This is a genomic window from Collimonas sp. OK307 (genome assembly GCF_900113705.1).
In the GTDB taxonomy this organism is placed as follows: Bacteria; Pseudomonadota; Gammaproteobacteria; order Burkholderiales; family Burkholderiaceae_D; genus Collimonas.
On sequence record NZ_FOQI01000015.1, the window covers coordinates 1 to 21235 of the forward strand.

The 21235-nt window shown below is 58.1% G+C and carries 17 protein-coding genes; 12 read left to right on the plus strand and 5 right to left on the minus strand.

The features are described from left to right. From BM205_RS17995 to BM205_RS18035, 9 genes are all read left to right on the plus strand, one after another. Window positions 1-237 (plus strand): ExbD/TolR family protein (locus tag BM205_RS17995; protein ID WP_175511311.1); only part of this gene is annotated, 237 nt, incomplete at its 5' end. Between the two features lie 189 nt (window positions 238-426). Next, the gene (locus tag BM205_RS18000; RefSeq protein WP_371326508.1) at window positions 427-1371 is read left to right on the plus strand and encodes a glucosamine kinase nucleotide-binding domain-containing protein; all 945 of its coding nucleotides are present in this window, start codon (window positions 427-429) and stop codon (window positions 1369-1371) included. Beyond that, window positions 1365-2099 (plus strand): GntR family transcriptional regulator, encoded by a 735-nt coding sequence (locus tag BM205_RS18005; RefSeq protein WP_092360016.1) that lies wholly within the window; start codon window positions 1365-1367, stop codon window positions 2097-2099. The genes BM205_RS18000 and BM205_RS18005 overlap by 7 nt, the downstream gene beginning before the upstream one ends. After that, window positions 2096-3250 carry an N-acetylglucosamine-6-phosphate deacetylase gene (gene nagA / locus BM205_RS18010; RefSeq protein ID WP_254783940.1) on the plus strand — a complete coding sequence of 385 codons (1155 nt, stop codon included), beginning with the start codon at window positions 2096-2098 and terminating at the stop codon, window positions 3248-3250. Before BM205_RS18005 ends, nagA begins: the two co-directional genes overlap by 4 nt. 7 nt (window positions 3251-3257) lie before the next feature. Continuing rightward, window positions 3258-4268 (plus strand): SIS domain-containing protein, encoded by a 1011-nt coding sequence (locus tag BM205_RS18015; protein ID WP_092416248.1) that lies wholly within the window; start codon window positions 3258-3260, stop codon window positions 4266-4268. A gap of 30 nt (window positions 4269-4298) precedes the next feature. Beyond that, the gene (nagZ, locus tag BM205_RS18020; RefSeq protein WP_092416249.1) at window positions 4299-5867 is read left to right on the plus strand and encodes a beta-N-acetylhexosaminidase; all 1569 of its coding nucleotides are present in this window, start codon (window positions 4299-4301) and stop codon (window positions 5865-5867) included. A 51-nt stretch (window positions 5868-5918) separates the two neighbouring features. Next, window positions 5919-7220 carry an MFS transporter gene (locus BM205_RS18025; RefSeq protein WP_092416250.1) on the plus strand — a complete coding sequence of 434 codons (1302 nt, stop codon included), beginning with the start codon at window positions 5919-5921 and terminating at the stop codon, window positions 7218-7220. Between the two features lie 7 nt (window positions 7221-7227). After that, window positions 7228-8139: a glycoside hydrolase family 16 protein gene (locus BM205_RS18030; RefSeq protein WP_092416251.1), complete on the plus strand. Its 912-nt coding sequence runs from the start codon at window positions 7228-7230 to the stop codon at window positions 8137-8139. Between the two features lie 22 nt (window positions 8140-8161). Continuing rightward, on the plus strand, window positions 8162-9325 hold the full coding sequence (locus BM205_RS18035; protein ID WP_254783941.1) for a glycoside hydrolase family 18 protein: 1164 nt from the start codon (window positions 8162-8164) through the stop codon (window positions 9323-9325). Between the two features lie 43 nt (window positions 9326-9368). Here the strand turns inward: BM205_RS18035 and BM205_RS18040 are convergent, their stop codons facing one another. Further along, window positions 9369-9830 (minus strand): MarR family winged helix-turn-helix transcriptional regulator, encoded by a 462-nt coding sequence (locus tag BM205_RS18040; RefSeq protein WP_175511312.1) that lies wholly within the window; start codon window positions 9828-9830, stop codon window positions 9369-9371. A 291-nt stretch (window positions 9831-10121) separates the two neighbouring features. Here BM205_RS18040 and BM205_RS18045 point away from each other — a divergent pair, with 291 nt between their 5' ends. From BM205_RS18045 to BM205_RS18055, 3 genes are read left to right on the plus strand one after another with little or no spacing between them, the layout of a single operon-like run. Beyond that, a complete protein-coding gene (locus tag BM205_RS18045) occupies window positions 10122-11684 on the plus strand; it encodes a DHA2 family efflux MFS transporter permease subunit (RefSeq protein ID WP_092416252.1) in 1563 nt (520 codons plus the stop codon). 55 nt (window positions 11685-11739) lie between these two features. Next, window positions 11740-13221, plus strand: a complete 1482-nt coding sequence (locus tag BM205_RS18050) for an efflux transporter outer membrane subunit (protein ID WP_254783942.1) — start codon at window positions 11740-11742, stop codon at window positions 13219-13221. Between the two features lie 15 nt (window positions 13222-13236). After that, entirely contained in the window at window positions 13237-14394 is a 1158-nt protein-coding gene (locus tag BM205_RS18055) for an HlyD/EmrA/EmrK family protein (protein ID WP_092416253.1), read from the plus strand. A gap of 64 nt (window positions 14395-14458) precedes the next feature. Here the strand turns inward: BM205_RS18055 and BM205_RS18060 are convergent, their stop codons facing one another. The 4 genes from BM205_RS18060 to argA all read right to left on the minus strand — a co-directional run bounded on the left by BM205_RS18060 (window position 14459) and on the right by argA (window position 21187). After that, window positions 14459-15778 (minus strand): carbohydrate-binding protein, encoded by a 1320-nt coding sequence (locus tag BM205_RS18060; RefSeq protein WP_254783943.1) that lies wholly within the window; start codon window positions 15776-15778, stop codon window positions 14459-14461. Window positions 15779-16564: 786 nt separating this feature from the next. Further along, complete coding sequence (locus BM205_RS18065) at window positions 16565-19321, minus strand: M16 family metallopeptidase (RefSeq protein ID WP_092416254.1); 2757 nt, start codon at window positions 19319-19321, stop codon at window positions 16565-16567. A 186-nt stretch (window positions 19322-19507) separates the two neighbouring features. Continuing rightward, the gene (locus BM205_RS18070; RefSeq protein ID WP_092416255.1) at window positions 19508-19780 is read right to left on the minus strand and encodes an oxidative damage protection protein; all 273 of its coding nucleotides are present in this window, start codon (window positions 19778-19780) and stop codon (window positions 19508-19510) included. Between the two features lie 96 nt (window positions 19781-19876). Further along, complete coding sequence (gene argA, locus BM205_RS18075; protein ID WP_092393506.1) at window positions 19877-21187, minus strand: amino-acid N-acetyltransferase; 1311 nt, start codon at window positions 21185-21187, stop codon at window positions 19877-19879. Window positions 21188-21235 lie beyond the last annotated feature (48 nt).

The following is a 21235-nucleotide window of genomic DNA, read 5'->3' on the forward strand; positions in this document are numbered from 1 at the left end:
GACACGGTAGATATCGATCCGACTGGCACAGTGATGTGGAACGGCACGCCGATGGCCAGCCGTGCTGAACTGGAAGATCGGTTGAAGACGGTGGTTGCAGGCGGCAATATCGATGAAGTGCATCTGCGTCCGAACAAGCTGGTGGAGTACAAGTCGGTCGCTGCCGTGATGGCATCGGCGCAACGGCTGGGCGTAACCAAGATCGGTATCGTCGGTAACGAGCAGTTTATGGAATAAATGCGGGAATAAATGCGGGAATAATTGCGAGAGCAAATGTAACAAGAATTAGTGTTTTTAAAATCAGAAAACGCCAGGTCCACGGGTGTTTGCAATAGATTTGTGAATACCAATTAAAGACCGGTTGACAGCCGCTTTCTGTCCTCATACAGTAAATCTGGTTTTTTACCGCTAATAAGAACAATGCCCGTGGCAGATGAAAGCGATGGATGCAACAACATGATTGAATACCTGATCGGTGTCGATGGCGGTGGAACCGGCACTCGCGTGCGGGTTGTGCGCGCTGCCAATGACGATGGCACAGTACTTGCGCTTGGCAAAGGTGGTCCGTCCGGGCTGATGCACGGCGTGGAACAAGCCTGGTCAACTGTGCTGGAAACACTCAATCTCGCATTTTCGAGCGCTGGCCTGGTGCGGCCCGCGCTGGAAAAAATGGCCATCGGATTAGGTCTGGCGGGCGTCAACAACCGACAGTGGGCCGCAGAATTTTCGGCGAAAAATCCTGGCTTTCGTGAGGCCGTGGTGGAAACCGATGCATTTACCACGCTGGTCGGAGCCCATCAGGGGAATCCTGGCGTCATCATCGCCATTGGTACCGGCAGTGTCGGTGAAGTGCTGACGGCAGATGGCATGCGGCGTGAAGTCGGCGGCTGGGGTTTTCCCGCCAGTGACGAAGCAGGTGGCGCCTGGCTCGGCATGCGCGCCATCACGCACGCCCAGCAAGTGCTGGATGGCCGCGCGCCCGGCAGCGAATTTGCGCGTGCGCTGCTGCATTTCTGCGGACGCGCCAATACGGTGCATTTCGACAGCCATCGCGACAGCATGTTCGCATGGCTGGCAAACGCCAGCCAGACCAGCTACGCACAACTGGCGCCGATCGTGGTCGCCTACGCCGGGCAGGATCGGGCGGCGCGCCAGATCATGCTAAGCGGAGGCCAGGAAGTAGCCAGGATTGCTGCGGCGCTTGATCCTGCGGGGCAGTTGCCAATTGCATTGTGCGGTGGTCTCGCCGCGCATTTACAAGCATACTTGCCCGCACAGTTGCTGGCACTTGTCGTCAAGCCGCATGCAGATGCGGCAGCGGGCGCCCTAAGGCTGATCGATGAAAGATTAAAAGGGAAGCAAACATGCTAGCTCAGATAGAAAAACTCAAGCCGGATGCCGCTAGCGACACGCCTTTGTACCTGCAACTGGTCAATCGGCTTTCAGAGCAGATCAACGGCGGCGTCTGGCAACCGGATGAGGCATTGCCATCCGAACGCATCCTGGCTGAATCGCTCGAAATATCCAGGGTAACTGCGCGCAAAGCCATCGATGTCTTGTGCGAGCGCGGCATGCTGATCAGGAAGCGCGGTTCCGGCACCTACATCACGCCCAAGCTTGAGCAGCCGCTATCGCGCCTGACCAACTTCAGCGAAGAATTGCGGCAACGTGGTTTCCGCCCAGGCTCGCAATGGCTGTTGCGCGAAACAGGAATTGCCGTCGCCGAGGAAATCCTGGCGCTGGGGTTGTCGCCCAACACAGTAGTGTCGCGCCTGAAACGCTTGCGTACCGCTGACGACGTGGTAATGGCGATTGAAACCACTACCATCCCGGCACACTACCTGCCCGATCCAAAAGCGGTGACCGACTCTCTGTATGTTCATCTGGAGACCCTCGGTGTAGCGCCGGTGCGCGCGCTGCAGCATATCCGCGCCATCAACGCCAGCGCCGACCAGGCCAAGCTGGCCGACATCAAGACCGGCGCTGCGATGCTGCATATCACGCGCGTCGGCTACCTGGAAAACGGCACGGCGATCGAACTGTCGCATTCGTATTGCCGCAGCGACTACTATGATTTCGTTGCGGAGTTGCGTCGATGATGAGTGAACGCCAGCCCGGCGACGACACAGGTAGCAAATTCAAAGGTGAAATCAGAGGCAACGTACTGACCCCGCAAGGCTGGCTTAACGGTATCCTGCATTTCGATGGCCGCATCAGCGCGATTGAAGGCGCAGAGGTCGATCCCGAAGACAATCTCGATCCTTACATCCTGCCTGGATTCATCGATTTGCACGTGCATGGCGGCGGCGGCAAAGACATCATGGATGGCGGCGATGCGGTTCATGTAATCTCTGCGATCCATGCGCGGCATGGCACTACTAGCATGCTTGCGACTACCATGACGTCGCCGCTCAGCGACCTGGAACAAGCGCTGGAAGCTTGCGGCGATGCCTGCCGCCAGCGCCGCGCCGGCACTGCGCGCGTGCTCGGCGTGCACCTGGAAGGCCCTTATATCAATCCTGGAAAACTCGGCGCCCAGCCGGATTTTGCGCAGGAAGCGACATTGCAGAAAGTGGCGCGCCTGAGTGCGATGGCGCCGATAAAACTGATTACGGTCGCCCCTGAAATTGCCGGCCATCTCGAAGTGGTGCGCACCCTCAGCGAATCCGGCATGCGGGTGCAGATCGGCCATACCTTGGGCAGTTATGAAGATGGCGTGCAAGCGTTGCAGCACGGCGCTACCGGGTTCACCCATCTGTTCAATGCCATGACCGGATTCCAGGCACGTGCCCCCGGCATGGTGGGAGCGGCGCTGGCGCATGCCCGCTATTCGGAACTGATTCCTGATCTGTTGCATGTGCATCCGGGCGCCATCAAGGCTGCCTTGCGCGCCATCCCCAGGCTGTACTGCGTGACCGATTCGACTGCCGCTACCGGCATGCCTGACGGCGAGTACATGCTAGGGCGGCAGCGGGTCCACAAATGCATGGGCGGGGTCCGACTGGCTGACGGCACGCTGGCAGGCAGCACGCTGACCATGGACCAGGCATTACGCAACCTGGTCGGGCTTGGCCTGAGCCTGGCGGATGCGTCGCGCCGGGTGTCTACCTATGCCGCAGATCACCTGGGCTTGCCGGAACGAGGTCGTCTGGCAAGCGGTTGCAGCGCCGATCTGGTGGTGCTGGACCGGCAGCTCAATTTAACCGCGGTTTATGTAGAAGGAGAACAGATTGACCTCACAGAAGTTTAGTTCACAGATGTTGCTGGAAGCGTGTTCCGCAACTGAACACGTAGCGTTGCAACTTGGACGCGATGGCGACCGTTATGCTGCACTTGGCGCCGCTTTGCGCAGTGCGCAACCGACCTGCGTGCTGACGGTGGCGCGCGGTAGTTCCGATCATGCCGCCAACTATTGCGCTTACCTGATCATGGCGCGTCTTGGCCGCATCGTGGCATCGCTGCCGATGTCGCTGGTTACGCTGTACAAGTCACCTTTATTGACGCGCGATGCGTTGGCCATCGCGATTTCGCAATCGGGCCAGAGCCCTGATGTGATCGAACCTATTCGTTATTTCCGCGAAGGCGGCGCAACCACGGTGGCCTTGGTCAACGATATTGCTTCGCCGCTGGCGGCCAGCGCAGAGTGGGCATTGCCATTGCACGCCGGCCCCGAGTTGAGTGTGGCAGCTACCAAGAGCTTCATTACCAGCCTGGTGGCGGCGGCACGCCTGGTGGCGCATTGGCAGGACGATCCGGAGTTCCTGGCGCAGATCGAAGCGTTGCCGGCCGCGTTGCAGCAGGCCACCGAGGTTGACTGGTCGGCCGCGATTGAAGTATTGGCGCCAGCTTCCCGCATCATGGTAGTAGGCCGCGGCACCAGTTTTCCGGTGGCGTTGGAAGCAGCTCTCAAGTTCAAGGAAACCTCGGTGCTGCAGGCCGAGGCATTCAGCGGCGCTGAGATCAAGCACGGCCCGATGGCCTTGATTAACGAAGGTTATCCCCTGTTGATTTTCGCTACGCGGGGTCCGACGCAAGCGAGTCTGATCAAGCTGGCCGACGAAATGCGCGGCCGCGGCGCACGCGTGTTGTTGGCGGCGCCTGCCGATGTCAGCGAACGCGATTTGACTTTGCCGGTGGCGCCGACGCCGGATCTGGATCCGATCGTGGCAATCCAGGCGTTTTATGTGATGGCAGCCAATCTGTCCATCGCGCGCGGACTAGATCCGGACCGTCCGCGTCATCTGAGCAAAGTGACAAAGACAAATTAATCGATTGGCGCAGGCAGATGGAGCAGTGAAATGGGTAACAGCGTGGGTAACAACGTTAGCAGCACCGATAATAAATCCGATCCTCGAGGCAAACTGAGCGCGGCGCGCCGGATTGCCGGGCAACTGATCATGATCCGCATGCCGGGCACGGTGCTGGATGAGGACACCGCGCAGTTCTTGCGCGACAACCATATCCGCGCGGTCTGCCTGTTCCGTCAGAACATGGTGAATGCCGAACAACTGAGCAAACTGACCGCCGATTTACGGGCGGTAATGGGCCCCAATGCATTGATAGGCATCGATCAGGAAGGCGGCGCCGTGGTACGTGCGACCTGGCTGCCGGCGCCACCCGCGGCCATGTCGCTCGGCGCCACCAACGACGTTGCACTGGCGCGTGCAGTTGGCGCTGCAGTAGCGCGCGGCATCAAATCGCTGGGCTTCAACTGGAATTTTGCGCCGGTGCTGGATCTCAATAATAATCCTGCCAATCCTGTTATCGGCGAGCGCTCTTTCGGCTCCGATCCGCAGCGTGCTACCGAACTGGCGCTGGCGTGGATGGCGGGTAGCCTGGAGGAGGGCGTGGCTTGCTGCGTCAAGCATTTTCCCGGCCATGGCGACACGCACGTCGACTCTCATCGCGACCTGCCGACGGTTGCCAAGTCGCGCGCCGCGCTCGATGCGCTGGAGCTGGCGCCGTTCAAGGCGGCGATGAGCGCGCCGGCCATGATGAGCGCGCATATTGTTTATCCTGCGCTCGACCCTGAACATCCGGCCACCCTGTCGCACAAAATCCTCACCGGTCTGCTGCGCAAAGAATGGAACTATCGCGGCGTCATCATTACCGATGGCATGGACATGCATGCCATCGCCGGCCGTTACGGCGTCGGCAATGCGGCAGTGCAGGCATTGGCTGCCGGCGCCGACATGGTCATGGCCCTGGGCAATCGCAGTACGCAAGAAGAAACCCTGGTGTCGTTGACGATGGCATTGGCTACTGCCGCCGGCGGCAGCGAACTCGGCAGTGCTGCACTTGCAGCCCGGCTGGCGCGGTTGGATGGCCTGGCCGCCAGCTATCCTTGTGCTGCAGGCGCTTACCCGTTCCTGGCAGAAGCTGCCGATGAACACCTGATGGCCGATGCATGGCGCCGCGGCCTGACGCTGGTCGGCAATCCTCAGCCTTTAGCTGCAGGTACCAGAATCCGCCTGCTGGCCTGTGCCGATGCTGCCGGTGACGGCGTGGCCGAAGCTGGCTTGCCGGCCGAGGCGATCGCCGCGGTGCTGGCACGCCGCTACGATGTCGAACTGGTGACCTTCGAGGGCGACGACAGTTTTGACTGGGCGAGCTTGCCGGACGATGACAGGGTCGTGATCCTGGCGTCCACCACGCGCTTGCGCTACGGTGAAAAGGCCAGGAAAAACTGGCGTCCGGATCTCCATCTGGCGCTCTGGAATCCGTTTCAGACACTGGATATAGCGGCGCCGGCGCTGATTACCTACGGCTTCGCCGCCGCGGCGCTGGAGGCGGTTGCCGACTGGCTGGCGGGAAGCCTTGAAGCCTGCGGCAAGATGCCTGTGACGATGAAGAGTGAAACGCAATAATCATTCCAATAAGCTGAACAACAAGCACTTTTACCCACGGTGGCCGTCGACATGAGCATTCAAGATAAACCCGAGCACCATCCTGCACTTTGGGTGCCGACGCTATATTTTGCCGAGGGCCTGCCGTATTTCGTGGTGGCGACCATCGCCGGCCTGATGTACAAGAGCATGGGCATGGCCAACGACCAGATCGCCCTGTGGACCGGGATGCTCGGCTTCGTCTGGGTGTTCAAGCCGCTCTGGAGTCCGTTCCTGGAAGCCGCGCGCAGCAAAAAATCGATCGTGCTGCTGTTTCAGTTTTTCGGCGGCGCCAGTCTCGGACTGGTGGCGCTGGCACTCCATCTGCCGAATTATTTTGCTGTCAGCATCGCCTTGCTGGGATTGGTGGCGATCGCCTCGGCGACGCATGACATAGCGGCCGATGGCCTGTATATCGCCAGTTTGAGCTCTACCCAGCAGGCAACCTATGCCGGCTGGCAGGGCGGGTTTTACAATGTCGCGCGTTTCTTCTCGCTTGGCGGGCTGGTGGTGCTGGCTGGTTATTTCGAAAAACGCATGGCAGTGGCGCAAGCCTGGAGCCTGATCTTCGGCATGCTCGCAATTAGTATGCTGCTGCTGGCGATCTATCATTTCTGGGCCTTGCCGGCAGGGCGTAATGTGGCACGCCCGGCGGGCGGGATGGGCGGCGTCTGGCTTACCCTGCGCGATGTGATCATCGATTTTTTCCAGAAACCCGGCATCTGGCTGGCCATCGCATTCATCATCCTGTTTCGCGCCGGCGAGGGCCAAATCACTACTATCGGCCCTTTGTTCCTGCGCGCAGCGCGGGCTGAGGGCGGGCTCGGGTTGGCGACGGCGGAAGTCGGCGCGGTATACGGCACGCTGGCCACGGTAGCATTCATCTGCGGTAGCCTGTTGGGCGGTTATTTCACCGCCTGGCGCGGTTTGCGACGTAGCATGTTCTTCCTGATCCTGGCGATGAACCTGCCGAATCTGGCTTATTTTTTCCTGAGCACTGCCATGCCAAGCAGCCTCGGCGTCATCGCTGCCGCCTTGAGCCTGGAAATGTTCGGCTACGGCTTCGGCTTCGTCGGACTGATCCTGTTCATCATGCAGGAGGTCGCGGTTGGTAAATATCAGATGGCGCACTACGCGCTTGGCACCGGTATCATGCAGTTGGGTTACGTGCTGTTCAAAATGCTCAGCGGGACCATCCAGGGCGCGCTCGGTTATCAGCATTTTTTCCTGTGGGTGCTGATTTCCGCGATACCGGTGTTGATATTGTCGCGCATAGTACCGATCGGACGGCACGAACAGCCGGCCGATGCGGCGGTGCAACCTGCTGCGGTCTGAACCGGCGATGACGCATTTCTCCCGCCGCTTGCTGGCGCTGGTGTCGATGCTGACGGCGACCAGCGCCATGGCCGATGCTCCTGCCATTTTTTTTGACGATTTCCACTACGCCGATGCTGCTGCATTAGTAGCCGGCGGTTGGAAGATCCGCGATCAGCCGGGGCATCCGGGTATAGAGAACGGGAAGTGGGGGCCGTCCACCGTCAGCCTGGTCGACGATCCGCAGCACGTTGGCCGGCGCCTGCTGCGTTTAGACGCGCGCACAGACGGTACTGCCGAAGGTACCTACCAGGCGCAACTCTGCCATCAGCGTAAATATTTCGAAGGCACCTACGCCGCGCGGATACGTTTCGCCGATGTGCCTGTGCAAGGGCCTGGCGGCGATCTGGTGGTCGAATCCTTTTACACTTCCAGTCCGCTAAAGCACGATTTCGATCCGCAATACAGCGAACTGGATTGGGAGTACCTGCCCAATGGCGGCTGGGGTAATCCACATGGCAGGCTGTACAGCGTGTCATGGCAAACAGTGCAGATGGAACCCTGGAACGCGTTCAACCAGGTACATGAAGAACAGCGCGCGCTGGGCGGCTGGCATACCTTGCTGACGCAAGTGGCGGCCGGGAAAGTACGCTACTTCCTGGATGGCGTGCAGCTGGATGAGCACGGCGGCCGCAATTACCCGGCAGTGCCGATGTCGATCAATTTCAATTTGTGGTTCTCGCCCAGCGGCGTGCTGCCTGACACCAAAGTTGAGCGGCGCTACCAGCAGGACCTGGCCTGGGTGATGCATGTCAAAGATCAGGTGTTGTCGCCGGCGCAGGTTGATGCCGCAGTGAGTGCCTACAGGCGGACCGGCGTCCACCAGGTCGACACGGTAGCCGCCATGACGCCACCGTTGCCATCCAATTGCGATTTCTAGTAGTCTTGATTAAGCGAGAACCATGATGAAACTGATGCAACTATCGGTGCTGCTCGCGGCGCTGTTGCCTGCCATGACGATGGCTGCGCCTTACAAGGTTGTGGCTTATTACTTACCCTCGCAACAACGCCAGTACTCCGCAGCAGATATCGATGCCAGTAAGATGACGCATCTGAATTATGCATTTGCCGTAATCAAGGATGGCGAAATCGTTGCCGATCAGTCCTCGGGCACAGACCAGAGCGCGCGCGATTTTATCTTGCTGCGTGGCTTGAAAAGTCGTACTCCCAAGCTGAAAACCTTGATCTCGGTGGGCGGATGGGCTGGCTCCAGGGAATTTTCAGATGTGGCGCTGACGCCGCAATCGCGCAAGAAATTTGCCGACAGTGCCGTGGCATTCCTGCATAAGAACGGCTTTGACGGCGTCGACATCGATTGGGAATTTCCGGTAGCTGGTGGTGACGCTGCCAATATCATGCGGCCTGAAGACAAACAGAACTACACATTGTTGCTGCAAGCGCTGCGCGAGCGGCTCGATAAGGCCGGCAAACAGGAACATCGCAGCTATCTGCTGACAGCCGCGATCGGAAATAACCAGGGATTTTTCCGGAATACCGAAATGGCCAAGGTTGCGGCGATTCTCGATTGGGTCAATATCATGACCTACGACTTTAGCGGATCGTGGAGCAAGTTTGCCGGACACGTGGCGCCTTTGAACAATGACCCTGTGCTGGCGCGGCCCGATGCCGACCCCGAATTCAATGTCAGCAGCACCGTTGAAATGGCCTTGGCGGCTGGCATCCCGGCCAGCAAGCTGGTGCTGGGCATGCCATTCTATGGCTATAGCTGGAAGCAATGCGGCGCGCTGCAGCATGGCCAGCATCAGGACTGCAACGGTAAAGGGCGTGGCGGTGTCGAGCCGGGGGAACTGGATTTCGCTGACATAAGCGGCACGCTGGTCAACCGCAATGGTTTCACGCGCTACTGGAATGACGCCGCCAAGGTGCCTTATCTGTTCAACCCCGATACAGGCGAATTTATCAGCTACGACGACGTCGAATCGCTGGATTACAAAATCAGGTATCTGAAACAGATGGGCCTGGCCGGCGCGATGTTCTGGCAGCTGTCGGCGGATCGCGATGCAGTGTTGCTGGATAAAGTGGCGAAGGATCTGTTGAAACCTTAGTTTCCCTAGCTTGCAACCGCCAAGACTTTACTCAAGACCGGGCTCAAGGCTTGGCGTCGGAGGCAACCGCTTCCGCAACGGCCTGCAAATGTTCCAGTAATTTGACGGCGGCCGATAGCTGCTGCTTGTCTACGTTGCCCAGCAACTCTTTGCGGACAGCATCCGCTTCAATCATTACCTTCCCATATATCTGCTTGCCGGCCTTGGTCAGCACCACCAGTTTGACGCGCCGGTCATGCGGCGACTGTTCGCGCACCGCCAGTTCCGCTTTCACCAGGCGATCAATGGTTGACACCATCGTCGCCGCTTCAATCCCGAGCCGGTTCGCCAGCTCGATCTGCGACAGCGGCTCATCCGCCTTGGCCAGCACCGCGACGGCGGTCCAGCTGGCCTGGCTCAAGCCAAGATATTTAAGCCGCCGGTCGACCGCCAGCTTCCAGGCGCGCGCGGTGTTGTGCAGGGCGCCGGAAAATTGTTCTTCAAGGGTATTCGAATTCAAAGCCATCGGATTTTGGTTGCCTGTTCAATTTTGCGTAGTCTAGCAGAGTGCACTCGTGCGCTGCCCAAGGATCGTGCGCGGCTACATGCAAAGCCATGTTCCTCAAAAGAAATCTCAAAGAGCTTGTTTTCCAATAAAAAGCCTACTACAATTTTACTTAGATAGCTAATGATTAGCTATATTATTATCAGGAATAAAATTGTTAATCGTGGAAGAATGCTTCAATGCGGCTCTGCATAAATTGCACACTGCCGCTGAAATGCCGGAAGCGCCGGGCGCAGCCGTGGAGGCTCGGCTATGAGCAGTTCAGCATCCGGCACCGCACCAGGTCCCGACACCGCCATCAATCGCCCCATGATCACGATTTTCATCATGCTGGCGACGATCATCCAGGCGCTGGACGGCACCATCGCCAACGTCGCCTTGCCGCATATGCAGGGCAGCTTGTCGGCATCGCAGGACCAGATTACGTGGGTGCTGACCTCCTACATCGTGGCGGCGGCGATCACTACGCCGCTCACCGGCTGGCTGTGCGATCGCTTCGGTCAAAAAAACGTTTTCCTGGCTTCCATTGCCGGCTTCACCATCGCTTCGATGGCGTGCGGCGTTTCCATGTCGCTGGCGCAGATTGTCGGCGCCAGGCTGCTGCAGGGAGTGTTCGGCGCCGCGCTGGTGCCGTTGTCGCAGGCGGTGCTGCTGGATATCAATCCGCGTGAAAAGCATGGCTCGGCCATGGCGGTGTGGGGCATGGGCGTGATGATAGGCCCGATCCTCGGCCCGACCTTGGGCGGCTGGCTGACCGATAGCTATAACTGGCGCTGGGTGTTCTTTATCAACGTACCCATCGGCTCGCTGGCCTTTTACGGCATCTTGAAATACATACGTTCCACCACCGCTGCGCGCCGGATGAACTTTGACATGTTCGGCTTCGCTACGCTCAGCATCGCCATCGGCGCCTTGCAAATGCTGCTTGACCGTGGCGAGCAGAACGATTGGTTTTCGTCGCGCGAGACCTGGATCGAAGCGATCGTGCTGGCCATGAGCTTTTCCTATTTTCTGGCACACACTGCGCTAAGGCCTGCAGGAAAATCGTTCTTCGACTACCGGTTGCTGAAGAATTCCAACTATGTGACCGGCCTGTTGTTCATCTTCATCGTCGGCCTGGTGCTGTTCGCCACCCGTGCGCTGACGCCGTCGATGCTGCAAAGCCTGATGGGTTATCCGGCGAAGATCGCCGGCCTGGTGACGGCGCCAAGCGGCTTCGGCACCATGCTGGCGATGCTGGTAGTGGGGCGGCTGGTGGGCAAGGTGGATCTCCGCGTGCTGCTGGCGATCGGGTTTGGGATCACTGCATTCTCGTTGTGGCAAATGTCACGCTATACGCTGGTGCTTTCGCGCAGCGATATCGTTTGGCCGGGCGTGATCCAGGGCGTCGGCCTGGGCCTGGTGTTCGTGCCTTTGAGTGCGGCGACGTTTGCCACGCTGACGCCGGAAATGCGCGCGGAAGGCACTGCCATCTACAGCCTGATCCGCAATATAGGCAGCAGCATCGGGATCGCACTGGTGCAGACCTTGTTGGTGCGCAATACGCAAATAGCGCATTCGTCTCTGGTGGAAAAAATCTCCAGCGCCAGCCCCGCTTACCAGGATGCCATGGTGGCTTCGACCTACAACCTGGCGACGCAATCCGGCCTGGAAGTGATCAACGGCGAGGTCACCAGGCAAGCGTCGATGATCGCTTATGTCAACGATTTCTGGCTGATGCTGATCATGACCTTGATGGTGATTCCACTGTTGCTGCTGATCCGTCCGCCAAAAGCCAGCATGGCGGTGGCAATGGATCATGCGGCAATGGACTAGCAGCATGATTTGCCAACCAAAACGAAGCAGCCCTCAAAGCAGAGAAGATTTCACCGTGCATATATCTATATTAAAGCCATCGACATTAAAACCGCTAGCTTTGTCCCTGGCGATTGCCCTGGGAGTTGCAGCTTGCGCCACGGTTCCGCCTGACCGCAATACCTATCCGCAGCAGGATCTGGCCAAGGTGCAGTTGGCGTCGGACATCAAGCTGGCCAGCGAAGGCTGGCCGAGCAAACAATGGTGGACCGGCTACGGCGATCCCCAGCTCAATCGCCTGATCGCCCAGGCGCTGGCGACCAGCCCGACGCTGGAAATTGCCGCTGCCCGCATCGATTCGGCGCGCACCACGCTGGCGTTCAACCGTGCCGACAAAGGTGCGAACGTGAATTTGAATGCACAGGGAAATCGCCAGCGCTATTCCAGCAATGGTTTGTTCCCGGCGCCGATAGGCGGTGCTTATTTCACTGAGACAACCGTGCAGGTACAAGCCAGTTACGATTTTGACTGGTGGGGAAAACACCGGGCGCAGATTGCCACTGCACTGGGCGACGTGAATGCGCAACGGGCCGGCTATGCGCAAGCGGAGCAGATACTGGCCGCCGCGACTGCGCAAAGTTATTTTAATCTGCAAGGCGGCTGGGCGCGGCTGGAAAATCTGCGGCAGAGCATCGCCACGCAAAGCGACATCGTCGCGGACAACACCAAACGCGTTGCGCACGGGCTTGCAGCGATAGACCGGCAACGCATGGCGGAGAGCGAGCTCAGCTCACTCAACAAGCAAGTCGCGCAACTTGCGGCACAGACCGCCATCGAGCGTGAAGCGCTGCGTGCACTGGTAGCCGGCGACAGTAATGCGCTGGCCGACTTGAAGCCGCAGAAGCTGCCAGATATTCCGCACGCACTACCGGACAGATTAGGCATGGAGTTGCTGGCGCGCCGGCCGGATTTGCAAGCCGCGCACTGGCGCGTGGAAGCGTCGCTGAACCGGATCGAAGCGGCGCAGGCCGCGTTTTATCCCGACATCAACCTGAGCGCTTCGGCCGGGCTGGATTCGATTTCAATGAGTAATTTCCTGAGTGCGGCCAGCCGTACCCTGTTCATAGGCCCGACCTTGTCGTTGCCGCTGTTTGACAGCAAACGGCTGGATGCGCGCCTGGAATCCTCTCGCTCCGAACGCAACGGGCTGATCGCCGACTACAACCAGAGCGTGTTTAATGCGGTGCGCGATGTGGCGCAACAAGCCATCAGCGTGCGCGGTATAGAGAGCCAGATCGGTCGGCAGGACGAGGTGATGCGGGCCAGCCGGGATCTGCTGAAAACCGCGCAGGCAAAATTCAGGGAGGGACTGACGGATCGTAACGCGTTGCTGAACGCTACGTTGTCTTTGTCCAGGCAAGAAGATGAAAGCCTGCAGTTGCATAACCAGCAGTTGCAGGCAGAGGTGTCGCTGATCAAAGCCTTGGGTGGCGGTTACAGGGTAGATAGTGCGGACAGCGCAGATTCACATGCGCCACTTACCCAGATCTCAAAATAAAACGGACTATTCGCAATGACGACAGCTACTCAAGACTTACCAAATTCCGGCAAACGCAAGCTCGTGTTGCTGGGCATGACTCTGGTGTTCATCCTGATCGGGGTCGCCTGTGCCATTTATTACGTGCTGGTGTTATCGAAAGAGGTCGATACAGACAACGCCTATGTCGGTGGCAACCTGGTCAATCTTTCTTCGCAAGTGTCTGGCAATGTGCAGGAAATCCGCGCCGATGAAACCCAGATGGTGCAAGCCGGTGCAGAACTGATCAAGCTCGATCCGATTGATGCCGACGTTGCGCTGAGCCAGGCCGGCGCACGCCTGGGCACCACGGTACGGCAGTTACGCGAGCGCTACTCGAACGTAGCGCAATACGATGCAACCATAGAACAGCGCAAGCTGGTGTTGCGCGATGCCAGCGACGACCTGGCGCGCCGCTTGCCGCTGGCGGCTGACCATACCGTATCCGGCGAAGACATTGCGCACGCCAGGCAGGCCGTGGAAAACGCCAGGGCGTCACTCCAGGTTGCAGTTAAACAGGCTGACGCCAACCGTACCGGCATTGCCGGCGTCAGCATGGAACAGCATCCCAATGTGCTGGCGGCGAAGGCCGACTTTGTGCAGGCATGGCTTGCCGTGCGGCGCAATGCGATTCTGGCGCCGGTGACGGGTTATGTGGCAAAACGCAGCGTCCAGGTCGGAAACCGGGTAACTCCGGGCACCGCCATGATGTCCATCGTGCCGCTCGATCAGCTATGGGTGGATGCCAATTTCAAGGAATCCGAACTCAGGGATATCCGGGTCGGCCAAGACGCCAGCATAGAAGCAGACGTCTATGGCAGCAAGGTGGTTTACCACGGCAAAGTGCTGGGTTTGTCGGCGGGAACCGGTAGCGCCTTCTCGCTGCTGCCTGCGCAAAATGCGAGCGGCAACTGGATCAAGGTGGTGCAACGGGTGCCCGTGCGGATTTCGCTTGATCCCAAAGAGCTGGAAAAACATCCGTTGCGAGTGGGTCTGTCGACTATCGTCACGGTGGATATCAGCCATGCGGATGGCCCGATGCTGGGGGCGCCTATGCCTGCAGCGCCTGTGTATTCCACGCAGACGCTAAGCCAGCCGGTGCCGGAAGCGGAATCGGCGGCCGACACAATCATCAGGAAAAACCTGGCCGGATAAGATGAAAAAAAGCCCCGTTCAAACATGAACAGGGCTTTTTAACGTAGCGATTCTCAATGCCGGATTACAGTCCCAACCTCGAAATAAAGGCGTTGGTGAAGCCCAGAGTACCGGCGGTGCCGTAGGTGTTGCAGGTCGGCGAAGCTGAGCCCGGTGCGCAATCCCGGTCACGGTCGAAGGACCAGTAATGGATCCCGGCCAGGCCGTTCGCCTGAGCGAAATTCACCAGCGTCGTGACATCGGCGATGGAGAATGTTTCGTTTGGAGAGTCGTTGCCACCGATCATCGGCGTTACTTCGATCTGCTTGTAAGGCAGGTTGTATTGCGTGTGCAGATCGATTGCCGATTGCACTGCCGATGCGCCCATGTCGCAGCTGCCATCGCTCTTGGTCATGCAATTGCCGCCGGCGGGGCTGCCGTAGTCCATCGCCATCAGGTTGATGGTGTAGTTGGTCAGGCCGTAAGCCTGGATTGCTTGCATCACCTGTACGCCGTAGTAACCCAGGCTAGGCGATACATTGCCGCCCAGTGTTGCCAGCGTGAAGCTGAAACGCAGGTTTGGATACGTTGCTTGCGCGGTTTTTACACGCAGCACCAGGTTATTGATATCTGCCTGGGTCTGACCGGCTTCAATATCGAAATCTATGCCGACCAGGTTGGCTGAATAGTAAGTCTGGATAAATTTCAGGAAGTTGGCATCGCTGGTGCAGGTAAACGAACCTGCCGCTCCGCCAGTGGAGACAATGTACTTCTTGCCGGCGTTGACGAAGGCTTGCACATTGGCTGCCGCAAACGCCGTGGCTGATACGCCGCCCCAGTTTTCGCTGCCGCAGGCGCCGGTTGCAAAGGCCCAGGTCATGGTGGTGAGTTTGGCTGGCATGGCGCTTAGTACCGTCTGCGTGCTGCCGGTGACGGCGGTGCTCATGGCGTAGGTATTCCAGTTCAGGTTGATGCTGCCGTCTTTGTAGGGGCTGAAGATGAAGCCGGCTGGTGTGGTGCCGCCGCCTGGAGGAGGTGGTGGCGGCGGCGGTGGAGGTGGTGGCGTTACTGTGCCGCCGCAGTTGGCGACGATGGTCCATGGCTGGCCGGTGCCGGAGCCGCCGTTGCTGGTGGATGGATTGTTGCCTTGGGTCCACCAGTTGGCTTTGTAGTTGACGCCGTTGTAGCTGACGGTGGCGCCGCCGGTGTAGGCGACGCTGGCGTCCCAGGCTGCGTAGCAAGTCACGGTTGTTGTTGTTGTTGTTGTTGTTGTTGTTGTTGTTGTTGTTGTTGTTGTTGTTGTTGCTTGCGCTCTGGCTATCAATGGGCTGGCATTGGCGTCAATGGTCACGATTGCGCTGCACGCAAGGGTGATCATGAGGTTGTGCATGAGTTTCAGTTTCAATTTGCTCTCCTGAGAAGGCTGGTCGGGCAGCGTGGGAAGGTCGGCTGCTGAAAACTGGCAGGTTCTGATCCGTTGTCTTCAATATTTCCATGTGGAAATATTGAATTAGGGGCACTGTAAGAGCGCAAAAAGTGGCTGTCAATCTGTATCTAACTGGTATTGCAACAATAAATTTGTGGTCTTGTTTTGGTGTGGTCAATATGTCTATAACATATTGTTTATATTGATTTTTATTGAAATTTGGCAGACTGTTTTTTTGATAAGTGGACTGGTCGCTTTTTCGGCCCGAAAAGTAGTTATATAGGGTCAGAGTGAGGTGTCGCAGGCTTTATCGCGAAACTTGACTCTGACCCTATTTAACGGCCTACGGAGTACGTGTTGTGGCATGCGACTAGGGCTCATCGTTATTTAAAACGGTAGCTACTTCGTGGGTACATGCCGGGGGCGGCCCAGCAGCCGCATACTTTCTTTGCTTCGCCAAAGAAAGTACGCAAAGAAAGGCGACCGCAAAGCCACTGCCTTCCCTTCGGTCAGGTCCCCAAATGCGTCACGTATCAGTCGGGTGGGAAGACCAACTCGCTTCGCTCAAACATGTCTTCCCACAATTTCCGACTGACACGCGCCACATTTGGCAGCGTCCCCATGCGGAAGGCACGTCAAAAGCCACTGCAACGGCAACTTCAAAAGCCGCTTCAACTGCAACTTCAACATCAAAAAAAAGCCGCTGTCGTGTTCGCAGATTTAATAGCGAACACGACAGCGGCTTTTTGTTTGAGTTACCTGATCTTAAGGTTTTGTCGCCAATGCAGTATTTGCCTTTGCTTCATCACGCACAATCACCACGCTCAGTTTGGCGGGATCAATGTGCTTGCGGAACGCTTCGTTGACTTGTTCTACCGTCAGGGCGCTGATCTTGTCTTCGATTTGTTTGCTCCAGGCGAAGGTGCGGTTGAGGTCTAGCAGTCTGGCCCAGCCGGCGCTGAGGGCGCTGTCCTGGGCGCGGGCGCGTTGGTTTTCTTGCAGGATGCCGGATTTGGCGCGGGCTAGCTCGTCGGCGCTGAAACCGTCTTTGAGGGCGCGTGCCAGCTCTTCCTTGACCGCCGCATCAACCCTGCCCAGGTTTTGCGGTGCGGCTATGGCTTGTACCGAGAACCTGGCGGCGCGGCTGATGGCGTTGATGTCTACCGATGAACCGATGCCGTAGGAGAGACCTTCTTTTTGACGTACCCGGTCCATCAATCGTGATTTCAGGCTGCCGCCGCCGAATAGGTAGTTGGCTACCATCATTGCCGGATAATCGGCGTCGTCGTCACGCATGTCGAGGTTCTCGCGCGCTACGTAAAAGCCATTTTCCTTGTCTGGCGAGTTGATGGTTTTCTGTAGTGGCGCCACGTCGAAATTCTGCCGGATCACGCGCTGGTACGGCGCCGCGCTTTTCCATGTGCCGAATTCGTCCTGGACTACCTTGGTAACTGCCGCTACGTCGAAATCGCCGACGATGGCCAGCTCGCCTTGCGAGGCGCCATAGAAATCGTGATGGAAGGCGCTGACATCAGCCAGGGTGGTGGCCTGGATCGCGGCGATTTGCTGATCTACGCTTTGCGCTGCCAGCCAGTGGCCTTGCGGATATTTGTTGAAGTGCTGGGCGATGGCTTCGGCTGCCAGCGTGTTCGGCTCGTTGCGCGATGCTTCCAGGCTGACCAGCGATTCCTTGCGCAGGCGATCGAATTCGGCCGGATCGAAGCGCGGTTGCTTGAGTACGCTGGCGACCAGTTTCAAGGCGGCTGGCAGATTGCTGCGCGTAGTCTGGAACTGCGTCAGGCTGCCGCTGATCTTGAGTTTGGAAAATTCGTCTGCCAGTTGCTCGCGCGTTAGTGTGCTGCTGCCGCGCATCAGCATGGCGTCAGCCAATTCGGATGCTGTCTTTTTGCCGAACAGGGATTTCTCATCGCCCCATTGTAAGTTCAGCTTGACCGAGACGGTTTCGCCGCGGGTCTTTTTCGGCAACAAGGCGAGTTTCAAACCTCCTACCTGCGAGCGCTGGGTGCGGGCATCGATATTGGCTTGCGACGGATCGAAAGCTTCGCCGTCAGCGATCGCTTGCTGCGGCTTGTAGTCTTTGAGCAGTTCGGCCACGCTTGGCGCTGCAGGGACATCGGCGCGTTGCAGCTGATCTTCCGGCAGGAACATGCCGACGGTGCGATTATCGCGAGTGAAGTAGTGTGCTGCGGCTGTCGCCACTTGTGCCGAGGTAACCTTGTTGGAACGGTCGCGGCCGAGGAACAGCAAACGCCAGTCGCCTAGCGCAATCGTGCTGGACATGGCGACGCCGACGTGTTGATGGTCGTTCAACAGTTTTTCAAAGCTGTTGGCATTTGCCAGGCGGACGCGTTCCATCTCTTCCGGCGTTGGCGGGGTTTTTGCGAATTGCTCGACACCGTCGATCAAGGCCTGCCGTACCGGCTCGATCGGCTCGCCTTTCTTGACTACCGCGGCAATAATTTCCAGGCCGGGCGCATAACCTGTCATCTCGTAATTAAAAACGGCTGTAGCTTTGCCGGTTTCCACCAGCGATTTATGCAGGCGGCCGTTGGGAGTGTCTGCCAGAATTGTCCCGGCGTAGGACAGGGCATCGCTGTCAGGATGCAGTTCGCTTGGAATCTTGTAGGCTACGGCAACGATCTGCACGTCGCCCTGGCGCCGTATGGTCACACTGCGTTCGCCGTCCTGGGTCGGTTCCACGGTCCAGAAGTCGCGCATCTTGCGGGTCGGCTTCGGCAGTTTGCCGAAGGCCTGGTTGACCCAGGCCAGGGTCTTGGCCTGGTCGAATTTTCCGGCGATCAGCAGCACCGCATTATCTGGCTGATAGTAGGTTTTATAAAAGGCTTGCAGGTTTTCTATCTTGACGTTTTCGATATCGCTGCGGTTGCCGATGGTCGGCTTGCCGTAGTTGTGCCAATCGTATGCCACTCCTTGCAGACGCTTGATCAGAACGCCAAACGGCGAATTTTCGCCTTGTTCGTATTCGTTGCGCACCACGGTCATTTCACTATCGAGGTCTTTCCTGGCGATAAACGAATGCAGCATGCGATCGGCTTCCATGTCGATCGCCCATTTCAGGTTGTCGTCACCGGCCTGGAAGATCTCATAATAATTGGTGCGGTCGACGTTGGTGGTGCCGTTGAACGACATACCGCGCTGGCTGAAATCCTTGGGAATCGATGGATGGGTCGGGGTACCCTTGAACATCAAATGTTCCAGCAAATGCGCCATGCCGGTTTCGCCGTAATTCTCGAAACGCGATCCGACCAGGTAAGTCATGTTAACGGTTACCGTCGGTTTGGACGGATCGGGGAACAGCAAGACCTTGAAGCCGTTGGCAAACTGGTATTCGGTGATGCCTTCAGCGGACGGACCCTGGGTCACGCCGGCCGGAAGTACGGTTGCCGCTTCCGTGATGCCGGTGAAGCCGATGCCGCAGGCGGTAGCCAGCAAGCAAGACAAAAGGCGATTGGACCAAAGGCGTTTACGGAATAGATGCATGAAATTTCCGATCTGTGGGGAGGTGAATCGATAAATATACGCGTATATCCGGTTAAGGATAAGTACTTGAATCCAGGCTTGGGTTGCGGCGCATTGGCCCGCAATGGGATGCTACTCCTGGCAAAATAAATATTGCTTATATTGCCACAGAGGTAGGCGGGAGGAGAGATATTCTGGAGCGATTGCTTATTCGGTCGGCGGGACGTAGCCGGTAGCAGCATCGGCGCCATCGCCGAAGAAATGCTTTTCCATCTGGGTCGCCAGATATTTGCGGGCCCGCACATCGGCCAGGTTCAGTCGATTCTCATTGACCAGCATGGTCTGGTGTTTGAGCCAGCCGGCCCAGGCTTCTTTCGACACGCTTTCATAGATGCGCTTGCCCAGCTCGCCCGGATATGGCGGGAAGTCCAGGCCTTCTGCCTCTTTGTCCAGTTTGATGCAATGAATGGTACGTGCCATGGTTTTTCCTTGTAGATGTTGCGAGCTGCTGTGTTAGCGGCTCGCTTGTAAGATCAATTGAATAGGGGATAGTTCGGCTGGGGGCAGGTTTTGATTTTATAGTGTCTTGATCAGTACCAGCGATTTCCGTTGCCAGTTATACATGTGTTGGCGATCCTTAGGCAGGTCGTCGACGGTGGCGTGGACGAAGCCGCGCCGCAGGAACCAGTGCGAGGTACGGGTAGTCAGCACGAACAGCTTGGTGAAGCCTGCCGCACGCGCCCGGCTTTCCATGTGTTTAAGGATACGCTCGCCGTCGCCCTGTGCCTGGACTTCGGGATTGACCGTGAGGCAAGCCATTTCCGCCATTTTTTCGGTCGGGAAAGGGTATAGCGCAGCGCAACCGAAGATCACGCCGTCATGCTCGATCACCGAGAAGTAATGAATCTCGCGTTCGATCAGTTCACGGCCGCGTTTGACCAGGGTACCGTCGTTTTCCAGCGGTTCGATCAGTTTCAGGATACCGCCGACGTCTTCAATCGTAGCTTCGCGCAGGCTTTCCAGGTTTTCGTACGAAATCATGGTGCCCACGCCATCGTGGGTAAACAATTCCAGCAAGACCGAACCGTCGGTGGCGAACGGCACCACGTGGGCGCGCGGCACGCCGGCGTTACAGGCCTTGATCGCGTGCTGCAGGTAGAAGGCCGAATCGGCCGGCAGGCAACCGCTGTCCAGTACCGCTTGCGCCTGGTGCGAGGATAACTCGCGGATTTCGGTCTCGCCGGCGTCTTTCATCAATGGTGTTTCACTGATGAAAATCAGCTTTTCGGCACGCAGCGAGATTGCCGCTGCGACCGCCACGTCTTCCATGGTCAGGTTGAAAGCTTCGCCAGTTGGCGAAAAGCCCAGCGGCGACAGCAATACCAGGCCGCCGGCGTTGAGAATCGGATGGATGGTGTCGTAGTCGATCTTACGTACCACGCCGGTCAGTTGCAGGTCGGCGCCATCGATCACGCCCAGCGGACGGGCGGTGACAAAGTTGCCAGAAATGATACGAATCGCGGCATGCGCCATCGGCGTGTTGGGCAAGCCCTGGCTGAAGGCGGCTTCGATATCCAGGCGCAGCTCGCCGGCAGCTTCCTTGGCGCATTCAAGCGCAGCCGTATCGGTAATCCGCAAACCGTTGTGAAAGCGCGCTTCTACGTTACGCAGCGCCAGCTGTTCTTCAACCTGCGGTCGGGAGCCGTGCACAATAACCACCTTGATGCCAAGCGCATGCAGCAGCGACAAGTCTTGCGCCAGCACCGGCAAGGCGCCGGCGGTGACCAGTTCGCCCGGAAAGGCGACGACAAAGGTCTTGCCGCGAAAGGCATGGATATAGGGGGCGACCGAGCGCAGCCATTGTACGAATTCATTGGGATTTTCCATGCCGCACATTATAAGGGGAAATGACTGGGGGCAGCGGGCAGGGTGGCG